This is a genomic window from Streptomyces sp. NPDC059828 (assembly GCF_042731955.1).
Classification (GTDB): domain Bacteria; phylum Actinomycetota; class Actinomycetes; order Streptomycetales; family Streptomycetaceae; genus Streptomyces.
Genome location: NZ_JBHWIW010000006.1, coordinates 25,884 through 45,477 on the forward strand (window position 1 = coordinate 25,884; position 19,594 = coordinate 45,477).

At 70.7% G+C, this 19,594-nt stretch carries 20 protein-coding genes; 8 read left to right on the forward strand and 12 right to left on the reverse strand.

The genetic code is table 11. From position 1 onward, the window contains the following. Positions 1-37: 37 nt before the first annotated feature. Positions 38-568 carry a MarR family winged helix-turn-helix transcriptional regulator gene (locus ACFV6V_RS05435; RefSeq protein ID WP_385559441.1) on the reverse strand — a complete coding sequence of 177 codons (531 nt, stop codon included), beginning with the start codon at positions 566-568 and terminating at the stop codon, positions 38-40. Between the two features lie 24 nt (positions 569-592). Here ACFV6V_RS05435 and ACFV6V_RS05440 point away from each other — a divergent pair, with 24 nt between their 5' ends. The 3 genes from ACFV6V_RS05440 (at position 593) to ACFV6V_RS05450 (ending at position 3,447) form a co-directional block, all read left to right on the forward strand. Further along, entirely contained in the window at positions 593-1,123 is a 531-nt protein-coding gene (locus tag ACFV6V_RS05440; protein ID WP_385559444.1) for a carboxymuconolactone decarboxylase family protein, read from the forward strand. A 417-nt stretch (positions 1,124-1,540) separates the two neighbouring features. Further along, the gene (locus tag ACFV6V_RS05445) at positions 1,541-2,617 is read left to right on the forward strand and encodes a hypothetical protein (protein WP_385559447.1); all 1,077 of its coding nucleotides are present in this window, start codon (positions 1,541-1,543) and stop codon (positions 2,615-2,617) included. Between the two features lie 122 nt (positions 2,618-2,739). After that, a complete protein-coding gene (locus ACFV6V_RS05450) occupies positions 2,740-3,447 on the forward strand; it encodes a class F sortase (RefSeq protein WP_385559448.1) in 708 nt (235 codons plus the stop codon). Between the two features lie 40 nt (positions 3,448-3,487). Here the strand turns inward: ACFV6V_RS05450 and ACFV6V_RS05455 are convergent, their stop codons facing one another. Both ACFV6V_RS05455 and ACFV6V_RS05460 read right to left on the reverse strand, forming a co-directional pair. Next, positions 3,488-3,928, reverse strand: coding sequence for an NUDIX hydrolase (locus ACFV6V_RS05455; protein WP_385559451.1), 441 nt, complete (start codon positions 3,926-3,928; stop codon positions 3,488-3,490). Further along, complete coding sequence (locus ACFV6V_RS05460) at positions 3,928-4,926, reverse strand: TetR/AcrR family transcriptional regulator C-terminal domain-containing protein (RefSeq protein ID WP_385559453.1); 999 nt, start codon at positions 4,924-4,926, stop codon at positions 3,928-3,930. The genes ACFV6V_RS05455 and ACFV6V_RS05460 overlap by 1 nt, the downstream gene beginning before the upstream one ends. Positions 4,927-5,121: 195 nt before the next feature. On the opposite strand from ACFV6V_RS05460, the gene ACFV6V_RS05465 reads away from it, so the two are divergent. After that, positions 5,122-6,237: an FAD-dependent monooxygenase gene (locus tag ACFV6V_RS05465; protein WP_385559456.1), complete on the forward strand. Its 1,116-nt coding sequence runs from the start codon at positions 5,122-5,124 to the stop codon at positions 6,235-6,237. A 79-nt stretch (positions 6,238-6,316) separates the two neighbouring features. Here the strand turns inward: ACFV6V_RS05465 and ACFV6V_RS05470 are convergent, their stop codons facing one another. Further along, on the reverse strand, positions 6,317-6,757 hold the full coding sequence (locus ACFV6V_RS05470; RefSeq protein ID WP_385559459.1) for a CBS domain-containing protein: 441 nt from the start codon (positions 6,755-6,757) through the stop codon (positions 6,317-6,319). Between the two features lie 36 nt (positions 6,758-6,793). After that, positions 6,794-7,000: an antitoxin gene (locus ACFV6V_RS05475; protein ID WP_385559462.1), complete on the reverse strand. Its 207-nt coding sequence runs from the start codon at positions 6,998-7,000 to the stop codon at positions 6,794-6,796. Positions 7,001-7,114: 114 nt separating this feature from the next. Between ACFV6V_RS05475 and ACFV6V_RS05480 the strand changes: the two genes are divergently transcribed. Next, positions 7,115-7,387, forward strand: a complete 273-nt coding sequence (locus ACFV6V_RS05480) for a DUF2087 domain-containing protein (RefSeq protein ID WP_385559465.1) — start codon at positions 7,115-7,117, stop codon at positions 7,385-7,387. On the opposite strand, the gene ACFV6V_RS05485 is transcribed toward ACFV6V_RS05480, so the two are convergent. Next, entirely contained in the window at positions 7,354-8,055 is a 702-nt protein-coding gene (locus ACFV6V_RS05485; protein ID WP_385559468.1) for a GDSL-type esterase/lipase family protein, read from the reverse strand. The two genes, ACFV6V_RS05480 and ACFV6V_RS05485, sit on opposite strands and share 34 nt — an antisense overlap. 70 nt (positions 8,056-8,125) lie before the next feature. On the opposite strand from ACFV6V_RS05485, the gene ACFV6V_RS05490 reads away from it, so the two are divergent. Beyond that, positions 8,126-9,145: a WD40 repeat domain-containing protein gene (locus tag ACFV6V_RS05490; protein WP_385559471.1), complete on the forward strand. Its 1,020-nt coding sequence runs from the start codon at positions 8,126-8,128 to the stop codon at positions 9,143-9,145. Between the two features lie 413 nt (positions 9,146-9,558). On the opposite strand, the gene ACFV6V_RS05495 is transcribed toward ACFV6V_RS05490, so the two are convergent. Continuing rightward, complete coding sequence (locus ACFV6V_RS05495; RefSeq protein ID WP_385559474.1) at positions 9,559-10,224, reverse strand: DUF4360 domain-containing protein; 666 nt, start codon at positions 10,222-10,224, stop codon at positions 9,559-9,561. A 302-nt stretch (positions 10,225-10,526) separates the two neighbouring features. Beyond that, positions 10,527-11,645, reverse strand: coding sequence for a phosphoserine transaminase (gene serC, locus ACFV6V_RS05500; protein WP_385559477.1), 1,119 nt, complete (start codon positions 11,643-11,645; stop codon positions 10,527-10,529). 239 nt (positions 11,646-11,884) lie between these two features. On the opposite strand from serC, the gene ACFV6V_RS05505 reads away from it, so the two are divergent. After that, complete coding sequence (locus tag ACFV6V_RS05505; protein WP_385559479.1) at positions 11,885-14,794, forward strand: FAD-binding and (Fe-S)-binding domain-containing protein; 2,910 nt, start codon at positions 11,885-11,887, stop codon at positions 14,792-14,794. Positions 14,795-14,942: 148 nt separating this feature from the next. Here ACFV6V_RS05505 and ACFV6V_RS05510 read toward each other — a convergent pair whose 3' ends face one another. From ACFV6V_RS05510 to ACFV6V_RS05525, 4 genes are all read right to left on the reverse strand, one after another. Beyond that, positions 14,943-15,596 (reverse strand): hypothetical protein, encoded by a 654-nt coding sequence (locus tag ACFV6V_RS05510; RefSeq protein WP_385559482.1) that lies wholly within the window; start codon positions 15,594-15,596, stop codon positions 14,943-14,945. Between the two features lie 76 nt (positions 15,597-15,672). After that, on the reverse strand, positions 15,673-16,476 hold the full coding sequence (locus ACFV6V_RS05515; protein WP_385559484.1) for a Cof-type HAD-IIB family hydrolase: 804 nt from the start codon (positions 16,474-16,476) through the stop codon (positions 15,673-15,675). A gap of 351 nt (positions 16,477-16,827) precedes the next feature. Further along, positions 16,828-17,382, reverse strand: a complete 555-nt coding sequence (locus ACFV6V_RS05520; protein WP_385559486.1) for a hypothetical protein — start codon at positions 17,380-17,382, stop codon at positions 16,828-16,830. A gap of 139 nt (positions 17,383-17,521) precedes the next feature. After that, entirely contained in the window at positions 17,522-18,379 is an 858-nt protein-coding gene (locus tag ACFV6V_RS05525) for a LysR family transcriptional regulator (protein WP_385559489.1), read from the reverse strand. A 175-nt stretch (positions 18,380-18,554) separates the two neighbouring features. Here ACFV6V_RS05525 and ACFV6V_RS05530 point away from each other — a divergent pair, with 175 nt between their 5' ends. Continuing rightward, positions 18,555-19,508, forward strand: coding sequence for a DMT family transporter (locus ACFV6V_RS05530; RefSeq protein WP_385559789.1), 954 nt, complete (start codon positions 18,555-18,557; stop codon positions 19,506-19,508). Positions 19,509-19,594: the final 86 nt, after the last annotated feature.

The window sequence follows — 19,594 nt, forward strand, 5'->3', positions numbered from 1 at the left end:
AGTGCTCACCTGATCGCCGCCCCTTGCCCAGCCGGGTTCACATCCCCCCGAACCAGCTCGCCGCGTCGAGCCGGAACGAGTCCGCCGCCACGACCGCCCGCAGCCCGTCCTCGAGCTGCCCCAGCCGCCCCGCGCCCAGGGTCCGGGCCCACTCCGCGTGCAACTCGTCGAAGACCGCGGCCGACCGGGTCAGAGCGTCCACGCCGTGCGCGGTGAGCCGGATCGTCTTGCGGCGGGCATCGGCGGGGTCGTCGGTGCGTTCGGCATACCCCAGCGCGACCAGCCGGTCGATGGTCTTGCCGGCCGCCTGCTTGGACACCCCGAGGCGTCGCCCGACCTCGCTCGCCGTGGGGTGGCCGGCCCCGGGTGCCGCGATCGCCTGTAGCGCGAAGCCGTGCACGGGCCTGAGGTCCGGGTGGCCCTGGCGGGCCAGCTCGGCGTGCAGCCGGTCGATGAGGGTGCGGAAGCCGGCGAAGAGCAGCAGCGGCAGCTCGTACCCCCTACCGCCGCTTCCCTTGCTTCCCTTGCCAGGTTCGACAACCTGGTTTACTTTATTTTCGTCAACCATGTTGTCCATTCTAGAGGGGGAGACATGTTCGTCGAACACACCCTGGAGACCGCTCCGCAGGCGTCCCGCAAGGCCATGGAGGCGGTGGTGCGCCATCCCGGTCAGCTGCCCGAAACCGTGTCAGCCGTGGCCCGGCTCGCTGAGTCGCCGGAGCTGCTCACCGGATTCCTCCACGTCAGCGGGGTGTTCGAGCGGAGCACGCTGGAGCCGGTGGCGCGCGAGGTCGTCATCCTGACCGTCGCCGTGCGCAATGACTGCCATGTGTGCGTGGTGATGCACACGAACAAGCTCCGCGCACTGGGCGGCGCGGACGGAGAGCGGCTCGTCGCGGCGCTGACCGACCGGCGTCCGCTGCCCGTGGAGCGACTCGAGGGGGTCCGGCGGTTCACCCTCGCCCTACTCGCCGGGGCTGGTGCGGTGGACGACGATGAGCTGCGGCGGTTCTTCGCGCACGGCTTCACGAAGCGTCACGCCCTGGAGGTCGTGCTGGGCGTCGGCGCGTACACGATGTCCACGTACGCGAACCGTCTGACGGGCGCGGGGGTAGGGATCTGACTCCGCGACACGCCGATGATGCGCGACACGCCGACGATCCGCGACACGCCGGAGTCCGTCGCAGCGTCAGGTCACACCAGCCAGCGTGCTAGGCCCAGGTGTTGGCCGAGCGAGCCGCGCTTTCCCGGTTTTTGCCGGGCTTTCGCAGGGCTCTGCCGGGTGCTTCGGGGGCCCGGGGGCGGTGTCCGTAGGCACCGGGCCGTCGTCGGGCCAGGGTGCGGGGGTGCGATTCGGGGGGCCGTCCAATGGGTGATTATCGGGCCGATCGCCACCCGAAAAGCCCACGGTGTAGCTCGAATGCGGCGTTCTCGAATGGTGCGTCCCCGGAATTCGGCTGACGGTGAAGGCAGTCGCTGCTGCGAACCGATGAGCCGATGATGTGTCGGCCGTCGCAGTCGCGGCGAAAGGAATGGATCCATGCGCTCTGCCCGCACCCTGTGGATTTCGGCCGCGGTCACCGCGGTCCTGTCGGTTACCGCTCCCGCCGCCTATGCCATCGCCGTCGCTGACGACCGTGGCGCCGCCGGTTCTGCTTCCAGCCGCGACGGCGACTACGGAGACGACTACGAGAAGGACGACTACGGCAAGGGTGGCTACGAGAAGGACGACTACGAGAAGGACGACCACGGCAAGAAGGACTGGGACAAGGGCGACCACGAAAAGGGTGGCCACAAGGACGACCACGGCAAGAAGGACTGGGACAAGGGCGGCCACGACAAGGGTCACAAGGGTGACCACGGCAAGGGCGGCCACGACAAGGGTGACAAGGGTGGTCACGACAAGGGTGACTACGAGGACGACTACAGCAAGGACGACTACGACAAGGGCGACTACGACAAGGGTGACAAGCCCGAGGGTGGCGTCAAGACCGGTGGTGGCGCACTTGCCGGTGTCGTAGCCAACGGTGACTGGGACAAGGACGAGCACGGCAAGGGTGACCACGAAAAGGGTGGCCACAAGGACGACCACGGCAAGAAGGACTGGGACAAGGGCGGCCACGACAAGGGTGACAAGGGTGGTCACGACAAGGGTGACTACGAGGACGACTACAGCAAGGACGACTACAGCAAGGACGACTACGACAAGGGCGACAAGCCTGACGGTGGCGTCAAGGCTGGTGGTGGAGCCCTCTCCGGCGTGGTGAGCAGCGACGACTGGGACAAGGGTGACAAGGGCGACAAGGACTGGGACAAGGGCGACAAGGGTGACCACGACAAGGGTGACCACGACAAGGGTGGTCAGGACAAGGGTGACAAGGGAGACAAGGGCGACTACGACAAGGGTGACAAGGGCGACTACGACAAGGGCGACAAGGGTGACAAGGGCGACTACGACAAGGGCGACAAGCCTGACGGTGGCGTCCACACCGGTGGCGGTGGCCTTGCCTCGAACGGCAGCGGTCTGGCTGCCGGGTCGATCCTGATGCTCGGTGGCATCGGCGCCGCTGTGTACAAGCTGCGTCGTCGTAACGCCTCTGGTGGTGCCCGCGCCTGAGACGGCCCCCTCTCCAGCCGTTTCGCCGCGTTGTCGCGGCCGCCGTCCGGACCGGACGGCGGCCGCGGCGCCGACGTTTCCCCACCGCACCAGGCCGGTCCATCGCACTGAAAGGCAGACACATGACTTTCCGGCAGGCGTCCGATGAGCCCGCCCACTCCTTCATCGGCTCGCTCACGTCTCTTCGGCAGGCCGTGCTGTGGCCCGCCGCCACCGTGAGTGCGGGCGCGCTCCTGGTCTACGGCTCCTTCAATGCTTCCACGCTCCAACTCCAGCCGGTCCGCCCGGTGGTGGTGGTCACCCCCAGCCTCATCGGCCCCAACCCGCTCTCGACCGCCGCACCCGTGGGGCCCGGACCCGCGCTGGTCCGTTCCATCCCGCAGCGCATCCGGATCCCCACCATTTCCGTGAACGCCCCCTTCACCCCGCTGACGCTCGCCGCATCCGGCCAGCTCAACGCCCCACCGTCCAACGACAAGAACCTCGTGGGCTGGTACAACGGCGGCGCCACACCCGGCGAACGCGGCACGGCCATCGTCGCGGGCCACTTCGACACGAAGACGGGCCCTGCTGTGTTCGTGAACCTCAGCGCGCTCAAGAAGGGCAACAAGGTCGAGATCACCCGCGCGGACGGCAAGATCGCCACGTTCAAGGTCGACTCGGTGGAGTCGTTCAGCAAGGCGAAGTTCCCCAATGCCCGGGTGTACAACGACGCCTCGTCCGCCCAACTGCGGCTGATCACCTGCGGGGGCCAGTACGACCACAAGGTCAAGGACTACAAGGAGAACGTCGTGGTGTTCGCCCACCTCGAATCCTCGCGCAAGGCCTGACGAGCGGGTCCCCGGCGGGGCGGTCGGGGGAGAGGCGCTGCTACGCCCGCTCCTGGGGGTCGGCCAGCAGGGCGGCGAGGTTCGGTGGCCACAGGGCGTCGGGTGAGGCGGCCAACTCGTCGGGGGTCCACCAGCGCCAGCCGAGGATCCTGTCCGCGGCATGGGAGGCGGCGAGGTCGTCCGTCAGGTCGCGCCGGGGGCCGTGGGCCACGTAGATGTGCTCGTGCTGGTGCACGAGGATGCCCGCGCGGGTGAAGTCGTGCTCCCAGGTGCACAGAAGGCCGCCCGGTTCCAGATCCGTCCAGCCGGTCTCCTCGCGGAGCTCCCGCAGGGCACCCTCGCGGGGAGTCTCGCCCGGCTCCAGACCACCGCCAGGCATGGCCCAGTGGACGCCGACCTCCTCGTTGTCGTACCGGAAGAGGAAGACGGCACCCTCGGGGTCGAGTACGGCAACTCGCGCTGCTCGGCGGGACTTTCGCATCACCCCACCCTAGGGGTTGCCCGCGCACCGACCTCGGATTCGGCCCCGCACCCGCCCTCGTCGCCCAGTCGCGCGGCGAAGCCGTCGAGCAGTGAGCGCAGCCCGAGCTCGAAGAGGGCGTCGAGGTGGAGGTCGTACCCTCCCTGGGCTTCGAAGGCGGCGAGGACCTTGTTGAACACCGGGTATCTGCCGGACAACGCGATGGCCTGTAGCGAGGAGCCCTGGCCGTCCATCCACTGGTCGTCGGACATGCCCGTGGCGGACGCGGCCTGTGCCTCGCGTTCCAGGTTGACCGCGAGACCCTCGATATAGCTGTAGAACACCACGTGCAGGTCGAACATCGCGACGGGATCGAGACCGTGCCCGTCCAGGGCGCTGAGCAGCCACTCGGCGTGGACGATCAGATTGGGCAGCAGCAGCGGCCGGGTGAGCGGGCTCAGTTGGGCCAGCCAGGGGTGCCTGCGGAACAGTGCCCAGAAGGTCCGTGCGCCCAACTCCAGCCGGGCCCGCCAGCCTTCCGGCGGTTCGTCGGGGTACGTCTCCTCGCCGAAGGCGGTGTCGGCCATCAGCAGGACGAGGTCGTCCTTGCTGGTGATGTAGCGGTACGGGGACATCGCGGCGACCCCCAGGCGCGCCGCCACCCCCCGCATCGACAGTGCGGCCAGGCCTTCGGCGTCCGCGATCTCGATGGCGGCGCGGATGATCCGCTCGCGGGTCAGGTCACGGGCCGGGGCCGCCGCGGCCGGCGTAGCTGACATGTTCGCTCGGGTGCCGGCCTCCCCGGCGACGACCGTGCCGACTCTGGGGCGGGCCTCTACGAGTCCCTCCAGCCGCAGGGCCGTGAGCGCCTTGGTCGCGGTGGCGAGCGCGACCCCGTACTCCCGCGCGATCTGCCGCGTCGACGGCACGCGGTCGCCCGGAGCCAGCTCGCCACGGGAGATGCGGCCCCCGATCTCGGCGGCGATGCGCCGGAAGGGCGGCTCGGTGGGGAGAGGCATGTGGGCCCGCCTGTCGGTCGGTGAGTCTTCCGAGAATCTTCTCGCGGATCTCTCGCTGTACTAGCTCAGAGCCTAGCAGCGCAAAGCCCGCCCGACTCCCTACTGATCTAGGACAGTTGCCAGAAAAGTGCAGTTGGCAGGACTGTGTGTACGGCGTACATTCAGCTTGCGTACACCGTATGAAGGAGTTCACCGATGACGACTGTCCTCATCTCCGGCGGCGGAATCGCCGGATCCGCACTCGCCTACTGGCTGCACCGCCACGGCCTCAGCCCCACCGTCCTCGAACGCGCCCCCCGCCCCCGCTCCGGAGGCCAGGCCATCGACATCCGGGGCGTCGCCCTCGATGTGATGGACCGCATGGGCCTGCTGGACCGGGCCCGCGAGCTGCGGACACGCATGCGGGGCATGTCGGTGCTCGACGGCGACGGCAAAGAGATCCATCGTTCGACCGAAGGCGCCTACAGCAGCGGCCGGTTCGACAGCCCCGATATCGAGGTCCTGCGCGAGGACTTGGTGCGCCTGCTCAGCGAACAGGCCGCCGAACGAGCCGAGTTCATCTACGGTGACAGCATCTGCGCCCTCCACGAGCACGAGCAAGGGCACGCTGCCGGGATACACGTGGACTTCGCCAACGGCCCCTCCCGGACCTTCGACCTGGTCGTGGGGGCCGACGGTCTCCACTCGGGGGTGCGTCGACTGGTCTTCGGCCCCGAGCAGGACTTCATCCGGCACCTGGGCACATATCTCTCCGTCTTCAGCGCTGAAAACTTCCTGGACCTGGACAACTGGCAGGTCTGGCTGCGGGACGGTGACACCGGATTCGGCCTCATGCCCGTGCGGGACAACTCCGAGCTCAGGATCGCCGCGGGCTTCCGCTCCGAGCCCCTCGCCGACCAGGACACCGAGACCATGCGGCAGCGGGTCGTCGCCGGCCTCGCCTCGCTGTCCTGGGAAGGCTCCCGACTGGCGAAGGCCGCGGCAGAGGCCCCTGACTTCTTCTGTGACGCGATGGCCCAGATCCACATGGACCGCTGGTCACACGGCCGCGCCGCACTGATCGGCGACGCCGCCCACTGCCCGTCCCCGCTGTCGGGCCAGGGCACGAGTCTGGCGCTGGTGGGCGCGTACGTCCTCGCCGAGGAACTCGGACGCACACCCGGTGACCACGGCACGGCGTTCGCCCGCTACGAGGAGCGGATGCGTCCGTTCGTCGCCCTCAACCAGGCGCTGGCGACGGAGAATCCGGAGGGTCCGGCGAGCGAGGAGTCGATGGCCCGGGCCAAGAACGCGATCGCGCTCGACGCGTGAGAGCGGACACGTCAGGGCACAGGCGGGGCGGCGCTCGGACGTGTGGGAGCGCCGCCCTGACGGTGCCGGTTCGGATGCGTCAGACGTTCGCGTACACCCGGGTCGCGAACTCCGCGATCTGCGCGTCTGTGAGGTTCTTGGCCAGGTTGGCCTCCGTGATCATGCCGATGAGCTGATGGCCGTGCGCGACGTCGATCACCGGGAGGCGCTTGATCTGGTGCTGCTCCATGAGTGCGAGGGCCTCGTCGGCGGCCGCACCCGCGTCGATCCAGCGGAGCTCTCCGGAGAGGGAACCGGCCTGGACGGTGGCGGGGTCGATTGCCTCGGCACAGCACTGGACCACGATGTCGCGGTCGGTGATCAGGCCTGTGAGCCTGTTGTTGTCACCGCAGATGGGCAGGCAGCCGACGTTCAGGTCGCGCATCATGCGCGCCGCGTCCAGCAGGGACTGGTGCGCGCCGATGCACTGGACGCCGCTGGTCATGATGTCCCTGGCGGTGAGCTGGGATGTCCGGGTCATGATTCCCTTCCGTTCCCTTCCGTTCCGTCCTGTACGTCAGCGCTGCGGGGGCCTGTCCTGGCCCGTCTGGCCGGGCTGGTCGCCGCCGAGCTGCTCCTTGAGCTTGTCCTGGGCGGTGTCGACCTGCCCGGTGTACTTGTTCTGAGTCCGGTCGTCGACCATGTCGCCGGCTTTGTCGACGCCCTGCGAGGCGTGGTGCTCGTGGCCCTTCAGCATCTGCTTGATCTTGTCCATCATGGACATGGACGACCTCCTTGAGATGAGCCCCCGCCTTCCAGGGTCACCTCCCGCCCCGCCGCCCGCACCTTCGACGAAAATCCGTTGCCGCCCGGCGTGTGGTGCTGAAGGCTTCCCGCCATGTCCAGCAACGACGTGGCCGCACTCTTCTCGCACGGGCGGCTGACCACCATCCCCCGCAAACCCGCCCGTCGTGAGCAACTGCTCACGCATCTCGCCCACACCCTGTTCGAGCCGGGCCGTGACTACAGCGAGCCCGAGATCAACGACGCACTGCGCACGGTCCACGACGATGCCGCCGCGCTCCGCCGGTATCTGGTCGTCGCGGGACTGCTGGCCCGCACCAGGGACGGCAGCAGCTACCGGCGCGTCGCCCTGTCGCGGGCCTCGTAGGCATCGCCCAGGCCCCACGCCTGGTGCATCGCGTCGGCGAAGGCCCCCGCCAGCTTGTGCTCGCCCGACGGGCCGGGGTGGGTGCCGTCGTAGGTGTCGGTGTCGATGTCGTACGAGTCGGGCGTGGACGCCAGCAGCAGCGGGGCGGTGTCGGAGTCCACGTCGGCCACCGTCTTGGCGAGCAGCTCGTTGAAGCGCGCGCACTCGACGGCGAAGGGAGCGTCCGTCAGCGCCCGCACATTGGGGATGACGGGCAGCAGCACGGCCCTGACGTGCGGATTCGCGGTGCGGGCCGCATCGACGAAGGCGCGGACGTTCTGGGCTGTCTGGACGCTGCTGGTGTAGAAGCCGAGGTCTATCAGGCCCAGCGAGACGAGCAGCACGTCCGCGCGGGCCGTGCGCACCGCGTCCGCGATCAGCGGAGCCATGTGCAGCCAGCCCTCGCCCCAGCCGGCCAGATGCCGACGGGCGTGGGCGGGGAAGTCGGGATCGGCGTAGTCCGTCGAGACGGCGGCGTCGGCGGTGGCGTCGTACAGCTCGGAGCGCGGTCCGACGATCTTGTACGGTCCGCCGAAGGACCGGTTGAGGTGCTGCCACATCCGATAGCGCCAGGTGTAGTCGCCGGCGCGTCCGATGGTCATGGAGTCACCGACGAACATGAAACGCATGGGCCCTATCATCGCCGACCCCCGCGGGGTGCGGTCCTGACCGGTGACGTGACGATGGACACTTGGGGGCATGCGTTCGTTGCGTAGGACTCCGATCTCCGCTGCCGCCGCCGCTGCCGTCCTGCTGGTGGGCGGTGCCGTCGCCGTGCCCGCCGCCCCGGCGGTGGCCGACGACGGTGACGACGGGGGCTTCACGATCAAGGACCCCCGGATCACCGAATCCAGCGGCCTCGCCGCGAGCCGCGCCCACCCGGGCATCTACTGGACGCACAACGACCAGGACGAGCCCAGGGTCTTCGCCGTCGACGCGAAGACCGGAAAGACCGTGGCCACCGTCACCCTCCAGGGCGTCGGCAAACCCCGCGACATGGAGGCCGTCTCGGTCGGCCCGGACGGCGATGTCTACGTCGGCGACATCGGCGACAACCTGAACGGAAGCTGGGACCATGTCTGGATCTACCGCTTCCCCGAGCCGCGCGAGCTGAAGGACACCACGGTCCGCGCCACGCAGTACACGGTGAAGTACGCCGACGGGCCGCGTGACGCCGAGGCGCTGATGGTCCATCCGAAGACCGGTCGCGTCTACATCGCCAGCAAGAAGGACGGCGGGGGAGGGCTGTACGAGGGCCCTGAGCGGCTGGTGAAGAACGGCACCAACGTCTTCCGCAGGATCGGTGAGGTGCCGTGGGTGACGGACGGCGCGTTCTCGCCGGACGGCAAGGAGCTGGTGCTGCGCTCCTACTTCAGCGCCCGTGGTTACGAGTGGAGCGACGGGCACCTCGGCGCCGACCACGCGGTCAGCGCTCCGCTGCAGGGCCAGTCCGAGTCGGTGACGTACACGTCCGACGGCAAGGCGCTGATGTTCGGCACGGAGGGCGAACAGAGCGAGGTGGTCCGCCGGGAGCTGCCCGGCAAGGACGGCGACGGCAGGGGCGGAGGGACGGACTCGCCGCAGGGGTCCGCGAGCGGCGGGGCTTCCGGTGCCGACGGTGACGGGAGTGGGAAGCAACTGGCCGTGCCTGCCGGTCTGCTGGTCGCCGTGGCGGTGGTGGTGCTGGCGGTTCGCGCCAGGCGGCGGGGCGCTCGGTAGGCGGCCCGCACGGGGCGGAGTGGGCGGGACGCCCGGCGACGGGACGGGGGCTTCGTCCCGTCGCCGGACACGTCGCCGCCGTGGAACCGTGCCTGAACTGAGCCTGTGCCAGGCCGATTCGCCGCTCTTCGGCAGCTGCCCGTCGTCCATGTCCGGGATGCCGGACCATGTGCCGCCGCGACGTGTGCCAGCAGATACGGGCGAGCTCGGCGCCCGCCTGGCGTCAAAAGCCGGAGCCCGGGGCACCCGGTCGGGAGCGGGGAGACATCGTCCCGACCGGGCGGGCCCCGGGCCCGCGCCATGGTTCGCGCACCTTGGGCCTCGGGGCCGTGGTGCGGCGTTCTGTTCGGTTCCGTTCAGCTCTGCTTGCTCTGCTGTGCTTGCTCTGCGGTGCTCGCTCGGGTCAGATCAGGTCAGCCCTCCGGGCACTCCTTCCAGGCCAGCCGGTACACGGTGTTGATCTCGCCGTCCGTCGAGTCCATCGTCATGAAGCTGACCTTCGACGGGCTGGACGTGCCCGCCTTCACCCGGAGTTCGGTGTTGATGTTGAAGTTGCGCTTCACACCGCAGGGGGCCCAGACCAGCTGCCCCCACTCGGTGGTGTCGGTGGCCTGCCAGTTGTCGTCGTACGGCCCGACGAAGTTGTGGTTCCTGGCCGCCGTGTCGGGCGAACCCTGGAAGTAGTAGGAGGCCTTCTGGATGGCGCTGGCGCCGCGCTGGAGGGCGGCGTAGCCGCGGTAGTCCGCGCTGGCGACGGCGTAGGTGAAGCCCGACGGGACATGGACGATCAGGTTGAGCTGGCAGTTCTTGCGGAAGTCGGTGGGGTCGGCGTTGCCCCCGACCTTGGCCAGGTAGTCGCTGTAGGTGACGGTGAACGCGGTGTTGTCCGGGGAGACCGCGACCGCGGCGGTCCCCTCCTTGCACCCTGATCCGTTCACCGTGGCGATCTCGATGACGATCTTGTCCGGGGGCGCGACGATGGTGGCACTCGATGCGCTGGCGGTGCCGGCGTTGCCGGCGACGAGTGTGGAGGCGAGTACCGCCGTGACGGCGGCGCCGGTGCGTAAGGCACGGGGCATGCTGAGCGCTCCGATCGGTGATGGTGGTCGGTGGCCTATCGGTGGTGCACGCGATGCAGTTGATGCACGTGGTGAACCGTGGGGGGTCCAGCCGATCCCATGACGCGCATGGCACTGCGTCGGATCGCTGCCGATCGTAGGGAGGGAGCAGGGCGCCCGATAGGGCGGATATCAGCCGTACGCACACGCGGCCTACACGCTACCTACACGTAACTGGCACCACAGTGCGCACGGCGAACGCCGGCGAGGGCCCGGCCTATGTGGCCGGGCCCTCGCTACGGGTGGAGTCGTACGTCGTCCGTCTACAGCTTCTCGATGACGTAGTCGACGCAGGCCGTCAGGGCCTGGACGTCCGCCGGGTCGATCGCCGGGAACATCGCGACCCGGAGCTGGTTGCGCCCCAGCTTGCGGTACGGGTCGGTGTCCACGATCCCGTTCGCGCGCAGCACCTTCGCGATCGCCGCCGCGTCGATCTCGTCCGAGAAGTCGACGGTGCCGATGACCTGCGAGCGCTTCGCCGGGTCGGCGACGAACGGCGCCGCGTGCTTCGACTCCTCGGCCCAGCCGTAGAGCGCCCGTGCGGAGGTGGCCGTGCGGCGCACCGCCCAGTCCAGACCGCCCTGGCCGTTGATCCACTTGAGCTGCTCGTTGAGCAGGAAGAGAGTCGACAGCGCCGGGGTGTTGTAGGTCTGGTTCTTGCGGGAGTTGTCGATCGCCGTGGGGAGGCTGAAGAACTCCGGGACGTGCCGCCCGGAGGCATGGATCCGCTCGGCACGCTCCAGCGCGGCGGGCGAGAACACCCCGATCCACAGGCCGCCTTCGGAGGCGAAGGACTTCTGTGGCGCGAAGTAGTAGACATCGGTCTCGGCGATGTCGACCGGCAGACCACCGGCGCCGGACGTGGCGTCCACCAGCACCAGCGCGCCGTCGTCGGCCCCCGCGACCCTCTTGAGCGGGGCGGCGACACCGGTCGAGGTCTCGTTGTGGGTGAAGGCGTAGACGTCGGCGCCCGCCTCGGCACGCGGCTCAGGGTGCGTACCCGGGTCCGAGGAGATTACGGTCGGCTCGGCCAGCCAGGGGGCCAGCTTCGCGGCTTTGGCGAACTTCGACGAGAACTCGCCGAAGGTGAGGTGCTGCGACTTGTTCTCGATGAGACCGTGCGTCGCGATGTCCCAGAAGGCGGTGGAGCCGCCGTTGCCGAGGATCACCTCGTAGCCGTCGGGGAGCTGGAACAGCTCGGACACTCCCTCACGCACCGCGCCGACCAGGTTCTTGACCGGGGCCTGGCGGTGGGACGTACCGAGCAGAGACGTACCGGTGGCGGCCAGGGCGTCCAGCGCCTCCGTCCGCACCTTGGAGGGGCCTGCGCCGAAACGGCCGTCGGCGGGCTTGATGTCAGCGGGAATCTGGATATCGGCCACGAGCCGGAGCCTAGTCGGTTCTGCCAGGTCGCAGGGGGCGTTGTCCGGCGGATGAGACAACTGATCACGGGTCGGGACGCCGTGGCGTGCACGGGCGTGTGCACGAACGGGACGGGGCGACGCGTGGGCCGGGACGGGCACCGTGCACGGAGGGGGTTCACCCGATCGTGCGGGCGGGAAGGCGTGAGCAGGAGCAGGCTGGGCGCATGGCGGCAGGGCGGTAGCAGAGGAGGAGGCTCATGGCGGGCCTGGCGCGGGACCTTGCGGGCCTGGCGCGGGACCTTGCGGGGCTTGAGCGGGACCGCGGGGCGCTGGAACGCGACCTCAGAGCCGCCCTGCGCGGAGAGGTGGACTTCACCTCGGCCGCGCGGGCGCTGATGACCATGGACGCGTCCAACTACCGCCGCGTCCCTGACGGTGTCGTCGCCCCGCGCGACGCGGACGACGTCGCCGCCGCGCTGGCCGTCTGCCGCGGCCACGAGGTGCCGGTGGTGGCGCGCGGCGCCGGGACCTCGATCGCGGGGCAGGCCACGGGCACGGGTGTGGTGCTCGACTTCACCCGCCATATGAACGCCGTCGTCGACGTGGATCCGCGGTCCCGCACGGCGGTGGTCCAGCCTGGCGCGGTGCTCGACACGCTGCGTGCCGCCGCGGGTGCCCACGGACTGACGTTCGGGCCCGATCCCTCCACCCACAGCCGCTGCACGCTCGGCGGGATGATCGGCAACAACGCCTGCGGCTCCCACTCGGTGGCCTGGGGGACCACCGCGGACAACGTTCACGGACTGTCGGTGGTGACCTACGGGGGCAGGCGCCTGCGCCTCGGACGCGGCGGTGGCAGTGGCGGCCTGGAGGATCCCGGGTCCGCGCCGACCGGGCTGCGAGAGCTGGTCGACCGCCATCTGGCCCTGCTGCGGACCGGCTTTCCCCAGGGACTGCCCCGCCGCATCTCCGGCTATGCGCTTGACGCCCTGCTGCCCGAGAACGGCGCCGATCTCGCCCGCGCCTTCTGCGGCAGTGAGGGCACGCTGGCGGTGCTGACGGAGGCGACCGTACGGCTCGTCGAGTCCCCGCCGCACCGCGCCCTCGCGGTGATCGGCTACGCGGACGAGTCCGCCGCCGCCGACGCGACGCCCGGTCTGCTGCCGTTGCGGCCGCTGACCGTGGAGGGCATGGCGGCCGACCTCGTGCCCGAACCGGACGCGCTGCCCCGGGGCGGTGCCTGGCTGTTCGTGGAGACGGGCGGCGCCACCGCCGCCGAGGCCAGGACACACGCGGAGGAGGTCCTTCGGGCCGCCGACGCGCTGGACGGCGCCGTGGTCACCGACCCGGCCGGGCAACGGGCGCTGTGGCGGGTACGGGAGGACGCGGCCGGCACCGCCACGCGTATGCCGGACGGCACCGAGGCCTGGCCCGGCTGGGAGGACTGCGCGGTGCCCCCGGCCCGGCTCGGCTCCTATCTGCGGGACTTCAGGAGACTGCTGGCCCAGCACGGCCTGCGCGGCACACCGTACGGGCACTTCGGCGACGGCTGCATCCATGTCCGTATCGACTTCGACCTGCTGAGCCCGCCGGGGGTACGGCGCTTCCGTGACTTCTCGGAGGACCTGGCCGGTCTCGTGGTGGCGCACGGCGGCTCGCTGTCGGGCGAGCACGGGGACGGACAGGCGCGGGCGGAGCTGCTGCCGAGGATGTACGGGGACGAACTGGTGGGCCTCTTCGGCCGGTTCAAGGACCTGTGGGACCCGGCTGGCGGGCTCAACCCGGGCATGCTGGTCCGACCGGCCCGGTTGGACGAGAACCTCAGGTTCGCCGTGCTGCCGGGGACTCCGGTCGACGTGGAGTTCGGCTATCCGCAGGACGGCGGGGACTTCGCGGGGGCGGTGAGGCGCTGTGTGGGTGTCGCCAAATGCCGTGTGGCGGACGGCAGTCCGGGGCCCGACGTGATGTGTCCGTCGTTCCGTGCGACCGGCGCTGAGCAGCACTCCACGCGTGGCCGGGCCCGGCTGCTGCACGAGATGCTGGCCGGCGAGGTGGTGACGGACGGCTGGCGGTCGCGGGAGGTACGGGACGCGCTCGACCTGTGCCTGTCCTGCAAGGGCTGCCGCAGTGACTGCCCGGTCGGCGTCGACATGGCCACGTACAAGGCGGAGTTCCTGCACCACCACTATGCCGGCCGCAGACGGCCCGCGGCGCACTACACGATGGGACGCCTGCCGCAGTGGCTGCGCGCCGCCGCCCCGTACGCCCCGGCCCTCAACGCCGCGGCCCGGATCCCGCCGCTGGCCGCGCTGGTGAAACGCCTGTCGGGTGTGGCGCCCGAGCGTGACCTGCCGGTCCTGGCGCGCCGCACCTTCACGTCCTGGTGGCGCGGTGGCGAAGGCGCGGTGCGGGAAGGGGCCGTCGACGGTCCTGTGCTGTGGCCCGACACCTTCACCGAACACCTCTCGCCCTCGGTGGGCCGCGCGGCGGTCGCCGTGCTCCAGGCGGCCGGACTCGAGGTGTCCCTGCCGCCGGGCCCGGTCTGCTGCGGACTGACCTACGTCTCGACCGGCCAACTCGACCGCGCCCGCACCGTGATGCGCCGCGCCCTGGACACCATGGCCCCGGCCCTGGACCGCGGAGCCCCCGTCGTCGTACTCGAACCGAGCTGCGCGGCGACCCTCAGGACCGACCTGCCCGAGCTGCTCCACGAAGACCCGCGCGCCCGGTCCCTGGCCGACTCCGTACGCACCTTCGCGGGCGCCCTGGAGGAGTACGCCCCCTCATGGACCCCGCCCCGCGTCGACCGCCCGGTGGTCGGCCAGACCCACTGCCACCAGCACGCCATCCTGGGCGACGCCCCGGAACGCCGTCTGCGCGACCGCGCCGGCCTCACCGGAGAGCTGAGCGGTGGCTGCTGCGGCCTCGCCGGCAACTTCGGCTTCGAACGCGGCCACTACGCGGTGTCGGTGGCCTGCGCCGAGGACCGGCTGCTGCCCTCGGTCCGGGCCGCCGTGGCGGCGGGCGGCGCTGCGGTGGTGCTGGCGGACGGCTTCTCCTGCCGCACGCAGCTGGAGCAGCTGGCGGGACGGAGGGGGCGGCATCTGGCGGAGGTGCTGGCGGAGGGGCTGGAAGCGGAGGGCCTTGGAGAAGGGGTCGACCGGTGAGCCGACTCCGGCGGAATCCCGGTGCGGTGCTGCGGGCGTGTCCCACTCTTCGGCACGGACGTCGACCTCAGCGGTGCACCATTCGAACCCGGCGTCACGACCGACGAGTTCCCCCGAGGCTGAGCCCGCCCCCTGGGCCACGCGCGTCTCACACCACCGGATGGCGCTCCACCAGGTGCCCGTATCCCCCGGCATCCCACACCAGCACGCGGAACTCGCGCAGGCTGAGGGCGCCGCGTGGCAGTCCGGGGCCGTCCGGGAAGTGGACGGTGCCGCAGCGCGTGCAGTACCAGGCGTCCGACCACACGGCCTCCGCGGCGGGCTGACCGGCTGCGATCCTGCGGGAGGCGGCGCGGTGCCTGGCGGCCATGAGGAGCAGCAGGACCGCGGCGACCAGGGCGATCGCCGAAATCCAGGCCAGGAACAGGAACTCGGGCTGGTGCGCGGTGGTCTCGGGCGCCGGGCCGTTCACGAACCCCGAACCGTAGAAGTCCTTGGGCGAGGCCGGTTCGTCCTCGAACCACTCACCGCCCAGGGCCCCGCCGACGAACGTGCCGATGGCCGCGAGGACGGCGACCACGCCGAGGCAGCCCCACCCGTTGGGGCTCGCCGGCGGAGCGGGCGCCAGTCCCTTGGTCAGTCCGGTGCTCACCGAGCGCACCGTGCGGTGCCCCTCGCTGTTGGTCGACACCTCGGCCACGGTGTCCAGGCCGGACCGGTACACGGCGGGCACCGCCGTCACGCGGTCCGTGAGCCCGCATCCGGGGCAGGGGTGCAGGCGCCCCCGTCTGACATAGTCCACCCTCGTCACAGTTCCCCCCGTTGACCCCCGGTCGAGTATTCCCACACGGTAGCTGCACAGGGGCGGTTGAGCCCGCTCAGGTGAAGAGCTGTTCCAGCACCCGCGCCACACCGTCCTCCTCGTTGGTCACCGTGTGCCGGGCCACGGCCGCGAGCACGTCCGGGTGGGCGTTCCCCATGGCGTAGCCCGTGCCCGCCCAGCCCAGGAACGAGAGGTCGTTGGGCATGTCCCCGAAGGCGACGACCTCGGATGCGCTGATGCCCCGCTCGGCGCACAGGGCCGCGAGGGCGGCGGCCTTGGTGACGCCCGCCGCGCTGATCTCCAGGAGGCCGCGCCCGCCCGAGTGGGTGAACTGGGCTTCTCCGCCGGCCGCCTGCTCGGCCAGGGCGACCAGTGCCTCCGCCTCGAACCGGGTGGAGTGGGCGAGGAGCTTGACGATGGGTGTGTCCAGCAGCCACAGGTCGGCCAGCGAGGCCACGGGGGACTCGGCGCCGAGGTGCTCCCCGTGGCGGAGCTGGTAGGCCGGTTCGTACCGGATCTGGTGGCCGGTCTCCACGGCGAAGCCGAGGCCGGGCGCTGACTCGGCCAGCATCGTCGCCACGCGGCGGGCGGTGAGAAGGGACAGGTCGCGGGAGCTGATGACGGTACGGGGCGCGATGTCGTACAGCTGCGCGCCGTTGCTGCACACCGCGATCCCGGTCACCCCGGTCGCGACGGCGACGGCGTCGATGTAGCGCGGCGGGCGGGCGGTGACGATGACCACCTCTGCCCCGGCGTCCACGGCGGCGCGCAGGGCGCGCACGGTGCGCGGTGAGATGCTTCCGCCCCGGCGCAGAAGGGTGCCGTCGAGGTCGGTGGCGATCAGTCGGGGGTGGGGCATGGCTCATCGTATCGAGGGGTGACGGGCCGCGGCCGGGGAGATGCGTGGTCGAAGGCGATCCGCGGGAAGTGCCGGTGGCACCCGCTCGCTTTCTGTCCGCCCCTGCTTCCGTCAGCGTTTTTCCCAACTCCGCACGCAGTTGAGGGTGTTCCGCGGCCCTCTGCACGGCCGGCGCCGCACGGAACTCCCGTCGTGCCCGAGACCGCGCCCCTGCCGCCGCGCACGACGGCCCGAGGCGGCGCCGGATCTCCATCTCCAGGCGTGTGCGGTGTGGTTCTCGGGGCGGGACTGTGTGCCGGTGTCTTTGCTCACCTCCCCGCAAGGACATCCACGGGCCCGTCCAAAGGCTGTTCAGTCGCTGAGGTGGACCGTGAGCCGGGTCTCCGTATCGCTGATGTTGACCGCGTCGACGAAGCCCCGGGCCTTGCGGTACTTGCCCGTGCCGCCGTTGATCGCGAAGGTGATCTCGCCGGCGTCCGTCCCGGTGAACGTGATCAGGCTCTGGAGGGTGAGGGCGCCCTTGGAGAGCTTCAGGGTGGCCAGGCACTGCATGTCGTACTCGTCACCGGGAGCCGTTCGGGTCAGTGTGCAGACCTCGCCGTACGTGCCGACCTCGTCGTCGTTCCGGAGCAGCGCGCCGCCGTTGATGAACTCGTCCCCCTGGGAGAGCTCGCCGGAGCCGTCGACATCGATGAAGCTGTTCTGCGCTGTCCGTGCCAGCAGGACGAAGACCTCCTCCCCCTTGTCCCGCCCGTCCGGTCCGGACGAACCGCTGTCCCTCTCGTGTCTCTCGCGTCCTGACGGGTCCACCGTGTCATCGGCGGCCGAGGCGGGCTGAGCGCCCATCAGAAGGGCGACGGCCAGTCCCGCGCCCACGGTCCTGGCGGCTTGCTTGAGGCGAGGCACGATGAGGCTCCCAGGGCTGGAGGCGGTCGGTTGCCAGGCCAGCTTCCGGTGCGCGGAAGGGCGCCGCGACTTCGGGTGGCCATACAGGTGACGTCTCCTCAGGGGTCTGGAGGGCGCGGGTCTGCGGGTGCGTCACGGCTCAGTGCCGGCGGATGAGTTCACGGGCCAGCCGTACCAGTGCTCCGACCGAGGGATGGGGGGCGCCGGCCCGCCAGGCCAGGAGGACCGGGACGGTCGGTGCGTCGGTCAGGGGGCGGTAGGTCACTCCGGGGCGCGGATACAGGGACTCCGTCGAGGTCGATGAGACCCCCGCTCCCCGGCCCGCCGCGATGGCGGTCAGCCAGTCGTCGGTGTTGGCGACGGTCACGGCCGACGGCGGACGGGCGTCGGAGGGCCACAGATCGAGCGTCGTCGTTCCTGCGACCGGGTTGAGCACGATGGGCTCGGTGGCCAGGTCCGCGAGGGTGAGCGTGGTGTGCTCCGCGAGCGGGCCGTCGGAGGTGATCGCCGCCACGCGCGGTTCGGTGAAGAGCAGTTCGGTGACGAGACCGGGCGTGTCGACCGGCCCGCGCAGCACCGCCGCGTCCACCTCGCCACGGGCGAGGCCCGCCGTGCGGTCGTCGATGCGCAGCAGCTCCAGCGGGGTGTCCGGGTGCTCCTGCTGCCAGCGTCGCAGCAGGGGGGTGGTGTACGGGCCGAGTGCCGCCCAGGCGTGCCCGAGCCGTAGAGGACGGCGGCGCAGCAGGCTGGTGTCGATGGCGTCCTCGAAGGCGGTGACGGCCGCCGCGGCCTTGTCGCGGAAGGCGCGGCCTTCGGGGGTGAGGTCGAGGTGGTGGGTGGAGCGGTCGACGAGCCGGACGCCGAGATGGTGTTCCAGGGCGGCCAGTGTGCGTGAGACGGCGGGCTGGGTGAGGTGCAGTGCGGCGGCTGCCCTGGTGAGGTTCCGTTCCTCCGCGATGGCGAGGAAGCAGCGCAGATGACGCAGCTCGATGCTCATGCGTGCGGAGCATAACCGCAGACCAGAATGCATTTCACGCGCGACGCGGGAGGTGCGTAGCGTGGAGGAGGGAAACCTGTACGTGGCACGAAGGGATCGGGGAGCGGTGGAAGCGGTGAGTGGAGGCCCGGGTACCGGCACGGGCACGGAACAGGCTGCCGCCGCCACCGTCGCGCTGCCCGAGGCCGCCGGCTCGCTGGCCGGAGCGCCGGGTGGGCACCTTGGGGCCGGGGGGTTCGGGCCCGTCGCCCTCGTCGTCGCCGGAGCGCTGTCCGTGCAGTTCGGCGCCGCCATCGCCGTGATGCTGATGCCGGTCGCGGGCGCCGTAGGGGTGGTCACCCTGCGGCTCGTGCTCGGTGCCGCCGTCATGCTGCTGGTCTGCCGGCCCCGGCTGCGTGGGTACGGCCGGGCCGACTGGGGGACGGTGCTCGCTTTCGGTACCGCCATGGCGGCCATGAACATGGTCTTCTACCAGGCCGTGGAGCGTATCCCGCTGGGGGTGGCCGTCACCCTGGAAGTGCTGGGACCGCTCACGCTCTCGGTGCTGGTCTCACGCAGGCTCATCAACCTCCTGTGGGCCGGGCTGGCCCTCGGCGGTGTCGCCCTGCTCGGCGGCGGAGGGTTCGGCGGGGCCGGGCTGGATCCGGTCGGAGTGGCCTGCGCCCTCGCGGCGGGCGTGATGTGGGCCGCGTACATCGTCTTCAGCGCCCGCACCGGGCGCCGCTTCCCGCAGGCGGACGGGCTGGCCCTCGCCATGGGCGTCGGGGCGGTGCTCAGTCTGCCGCTCGGGATCGCCGTGGCGGGTGACGCGCTCCTGGTGCCGTCCACGATCGGGCTCGGGCTCGCGGTCGCGCTGATGTCGTCCGTGCTGCCGTACACGCTGGAACTTCTCGCGCTGCGCAGGCTCCCCGCGCAGACCTTCGCCGTGCTGATGAGCCTGGAACCGGCGGTGGCCGCGACGGCCGGGTTCCTGCTGCTCGACCAGGCCCTGTCCTGGGCCGATGTACTGGCGATCGCGCTGGTCATCGCTGCCAGCATGGGGGCGGTGCGCACGCAGACGCGTCGCGCCCGCGGGGCCGATCGGGGAGAACCCCGCGAGGCGGCCACGGGAAACCCGGGAAAAAAGTAAAGCAAGCACGCTTGATTGTTTCTGTGCGCGCTGCCATGCTCCGGGGCACTGGTCCCATGCCGGAGGCCGAGGGACATGTCCCGAGG

Coding starts and splice junctions, on each gene's coding strand:
- ACFV6V_RS05450 (WP_385559448.1), top strand. CDS start 2,740: ATGACTTTCCGGCAGGCGTCCGATGAGCCCGCCCACTCCTTCATCGGC.
- ACFV6V_RS05490 (WP_385559471.1), top strand. CDS start 8,126: ATGCGTTCGTTGCGTAGGACTCCGATCTCCGCTGCCGCCGCCGCTGCC.
- ACFV6V_RS05470 (WP_385559459.1), bottom strand. CDS start 6,757: ATGACCCGGACATCCCAGCTCACCGCCAGGGACATCATGACCAGCGGC.
- ACFV6V_RS05475 (WP_385559462.1), bottom strand. CDS start 7,000: ATGTCCATGATGGACAAGATCAAGCAGATGCTGAAGGGCCACGAGCAC.
- ACFV6V_RS05455 (WP_385559451.1), bottom strand. CDS start 3,928: ATGCGAAAGTCCCGCCGAGCAGCGCGAGTTGCCGTACTCGACCCCGAG.
- ACFV6V_RS05505 (WP_385559479.1), top strand. CDS start 11,885: ATGGCGGGCCTGGCGCGGGACCTTGCGGGCCTGGCGCGGGACCTTGCG.
- ACFV6V_RS05440 (WP_385559444.1), top strand. CDS start 593: ATGTTCGTCGAACACACCCTGGAGACCGCTCCGCAGGCGTCCCGCAAG.
- ACFV6V_RS05465 (WP_385559456.1), top strand. CDS start 5,122: ATGACGACTGTCCTCATCTCCGGCGGCGGAATCGCCGGATCCGCACTC.
- ACFV6V_RS05495 (WP_385559474.1), bottom strand. CDS start 10,224: ATGCCCCGTGCCTTACGCACCGGCGCCGCCGTCACGGCGGTACTCGCC.
- ACFV6V_RS05445 (WP_385559447.1), top strand. CDS start 1,541: ATGCGCTCTGCCCGCACCCTGTGGATTTCGGCCGCGGTCACCGCGGTC.
- ACFV6V_RS05460 (WP_385559453.1), bottom strand. CDS start 4,926: ATGCCTCTCCCCACCGAGCCGCCCTTCCGGCGCATCGCCGCCGAGATC.
- ACFV6V_RS05515 (WP_385559484.1), bottom strand. CDS start 16,476: ATGCCCCACCCCCGACTGATCGCCACCGACCTCGACGGCACCCTTCTG.
- ACFV6V_RS05480 (WP_385559465.1), top strand. CDS start 7,115: ATGTCCAGCAACGACGTGGCCGCACTCTTCTCGCACGGGCGGCTGACC.
- ACFV6V_RS05435 (WP_385559441.1), bottom strand. CDS start 568: ATGGTTGACGAAAATAAAGTAAACCAGGTTGTCGAACCTGGCAAGGGA.
- ACFV6V_RS05485 (WP_385559468.1), bottom strand. CDS start 8,055: ATGCGTTTCATGTTCGTCGGTGACTCCATGACCATCGGACGCGCCGGC.
- ACFV6V_RS05525 (WP_385559489.1), bottom strand. CDS start 18,379: ATGAGCATCGAGCTGCGTCATCTGCGCTGCTTCCTCGCCATCGCGGAG.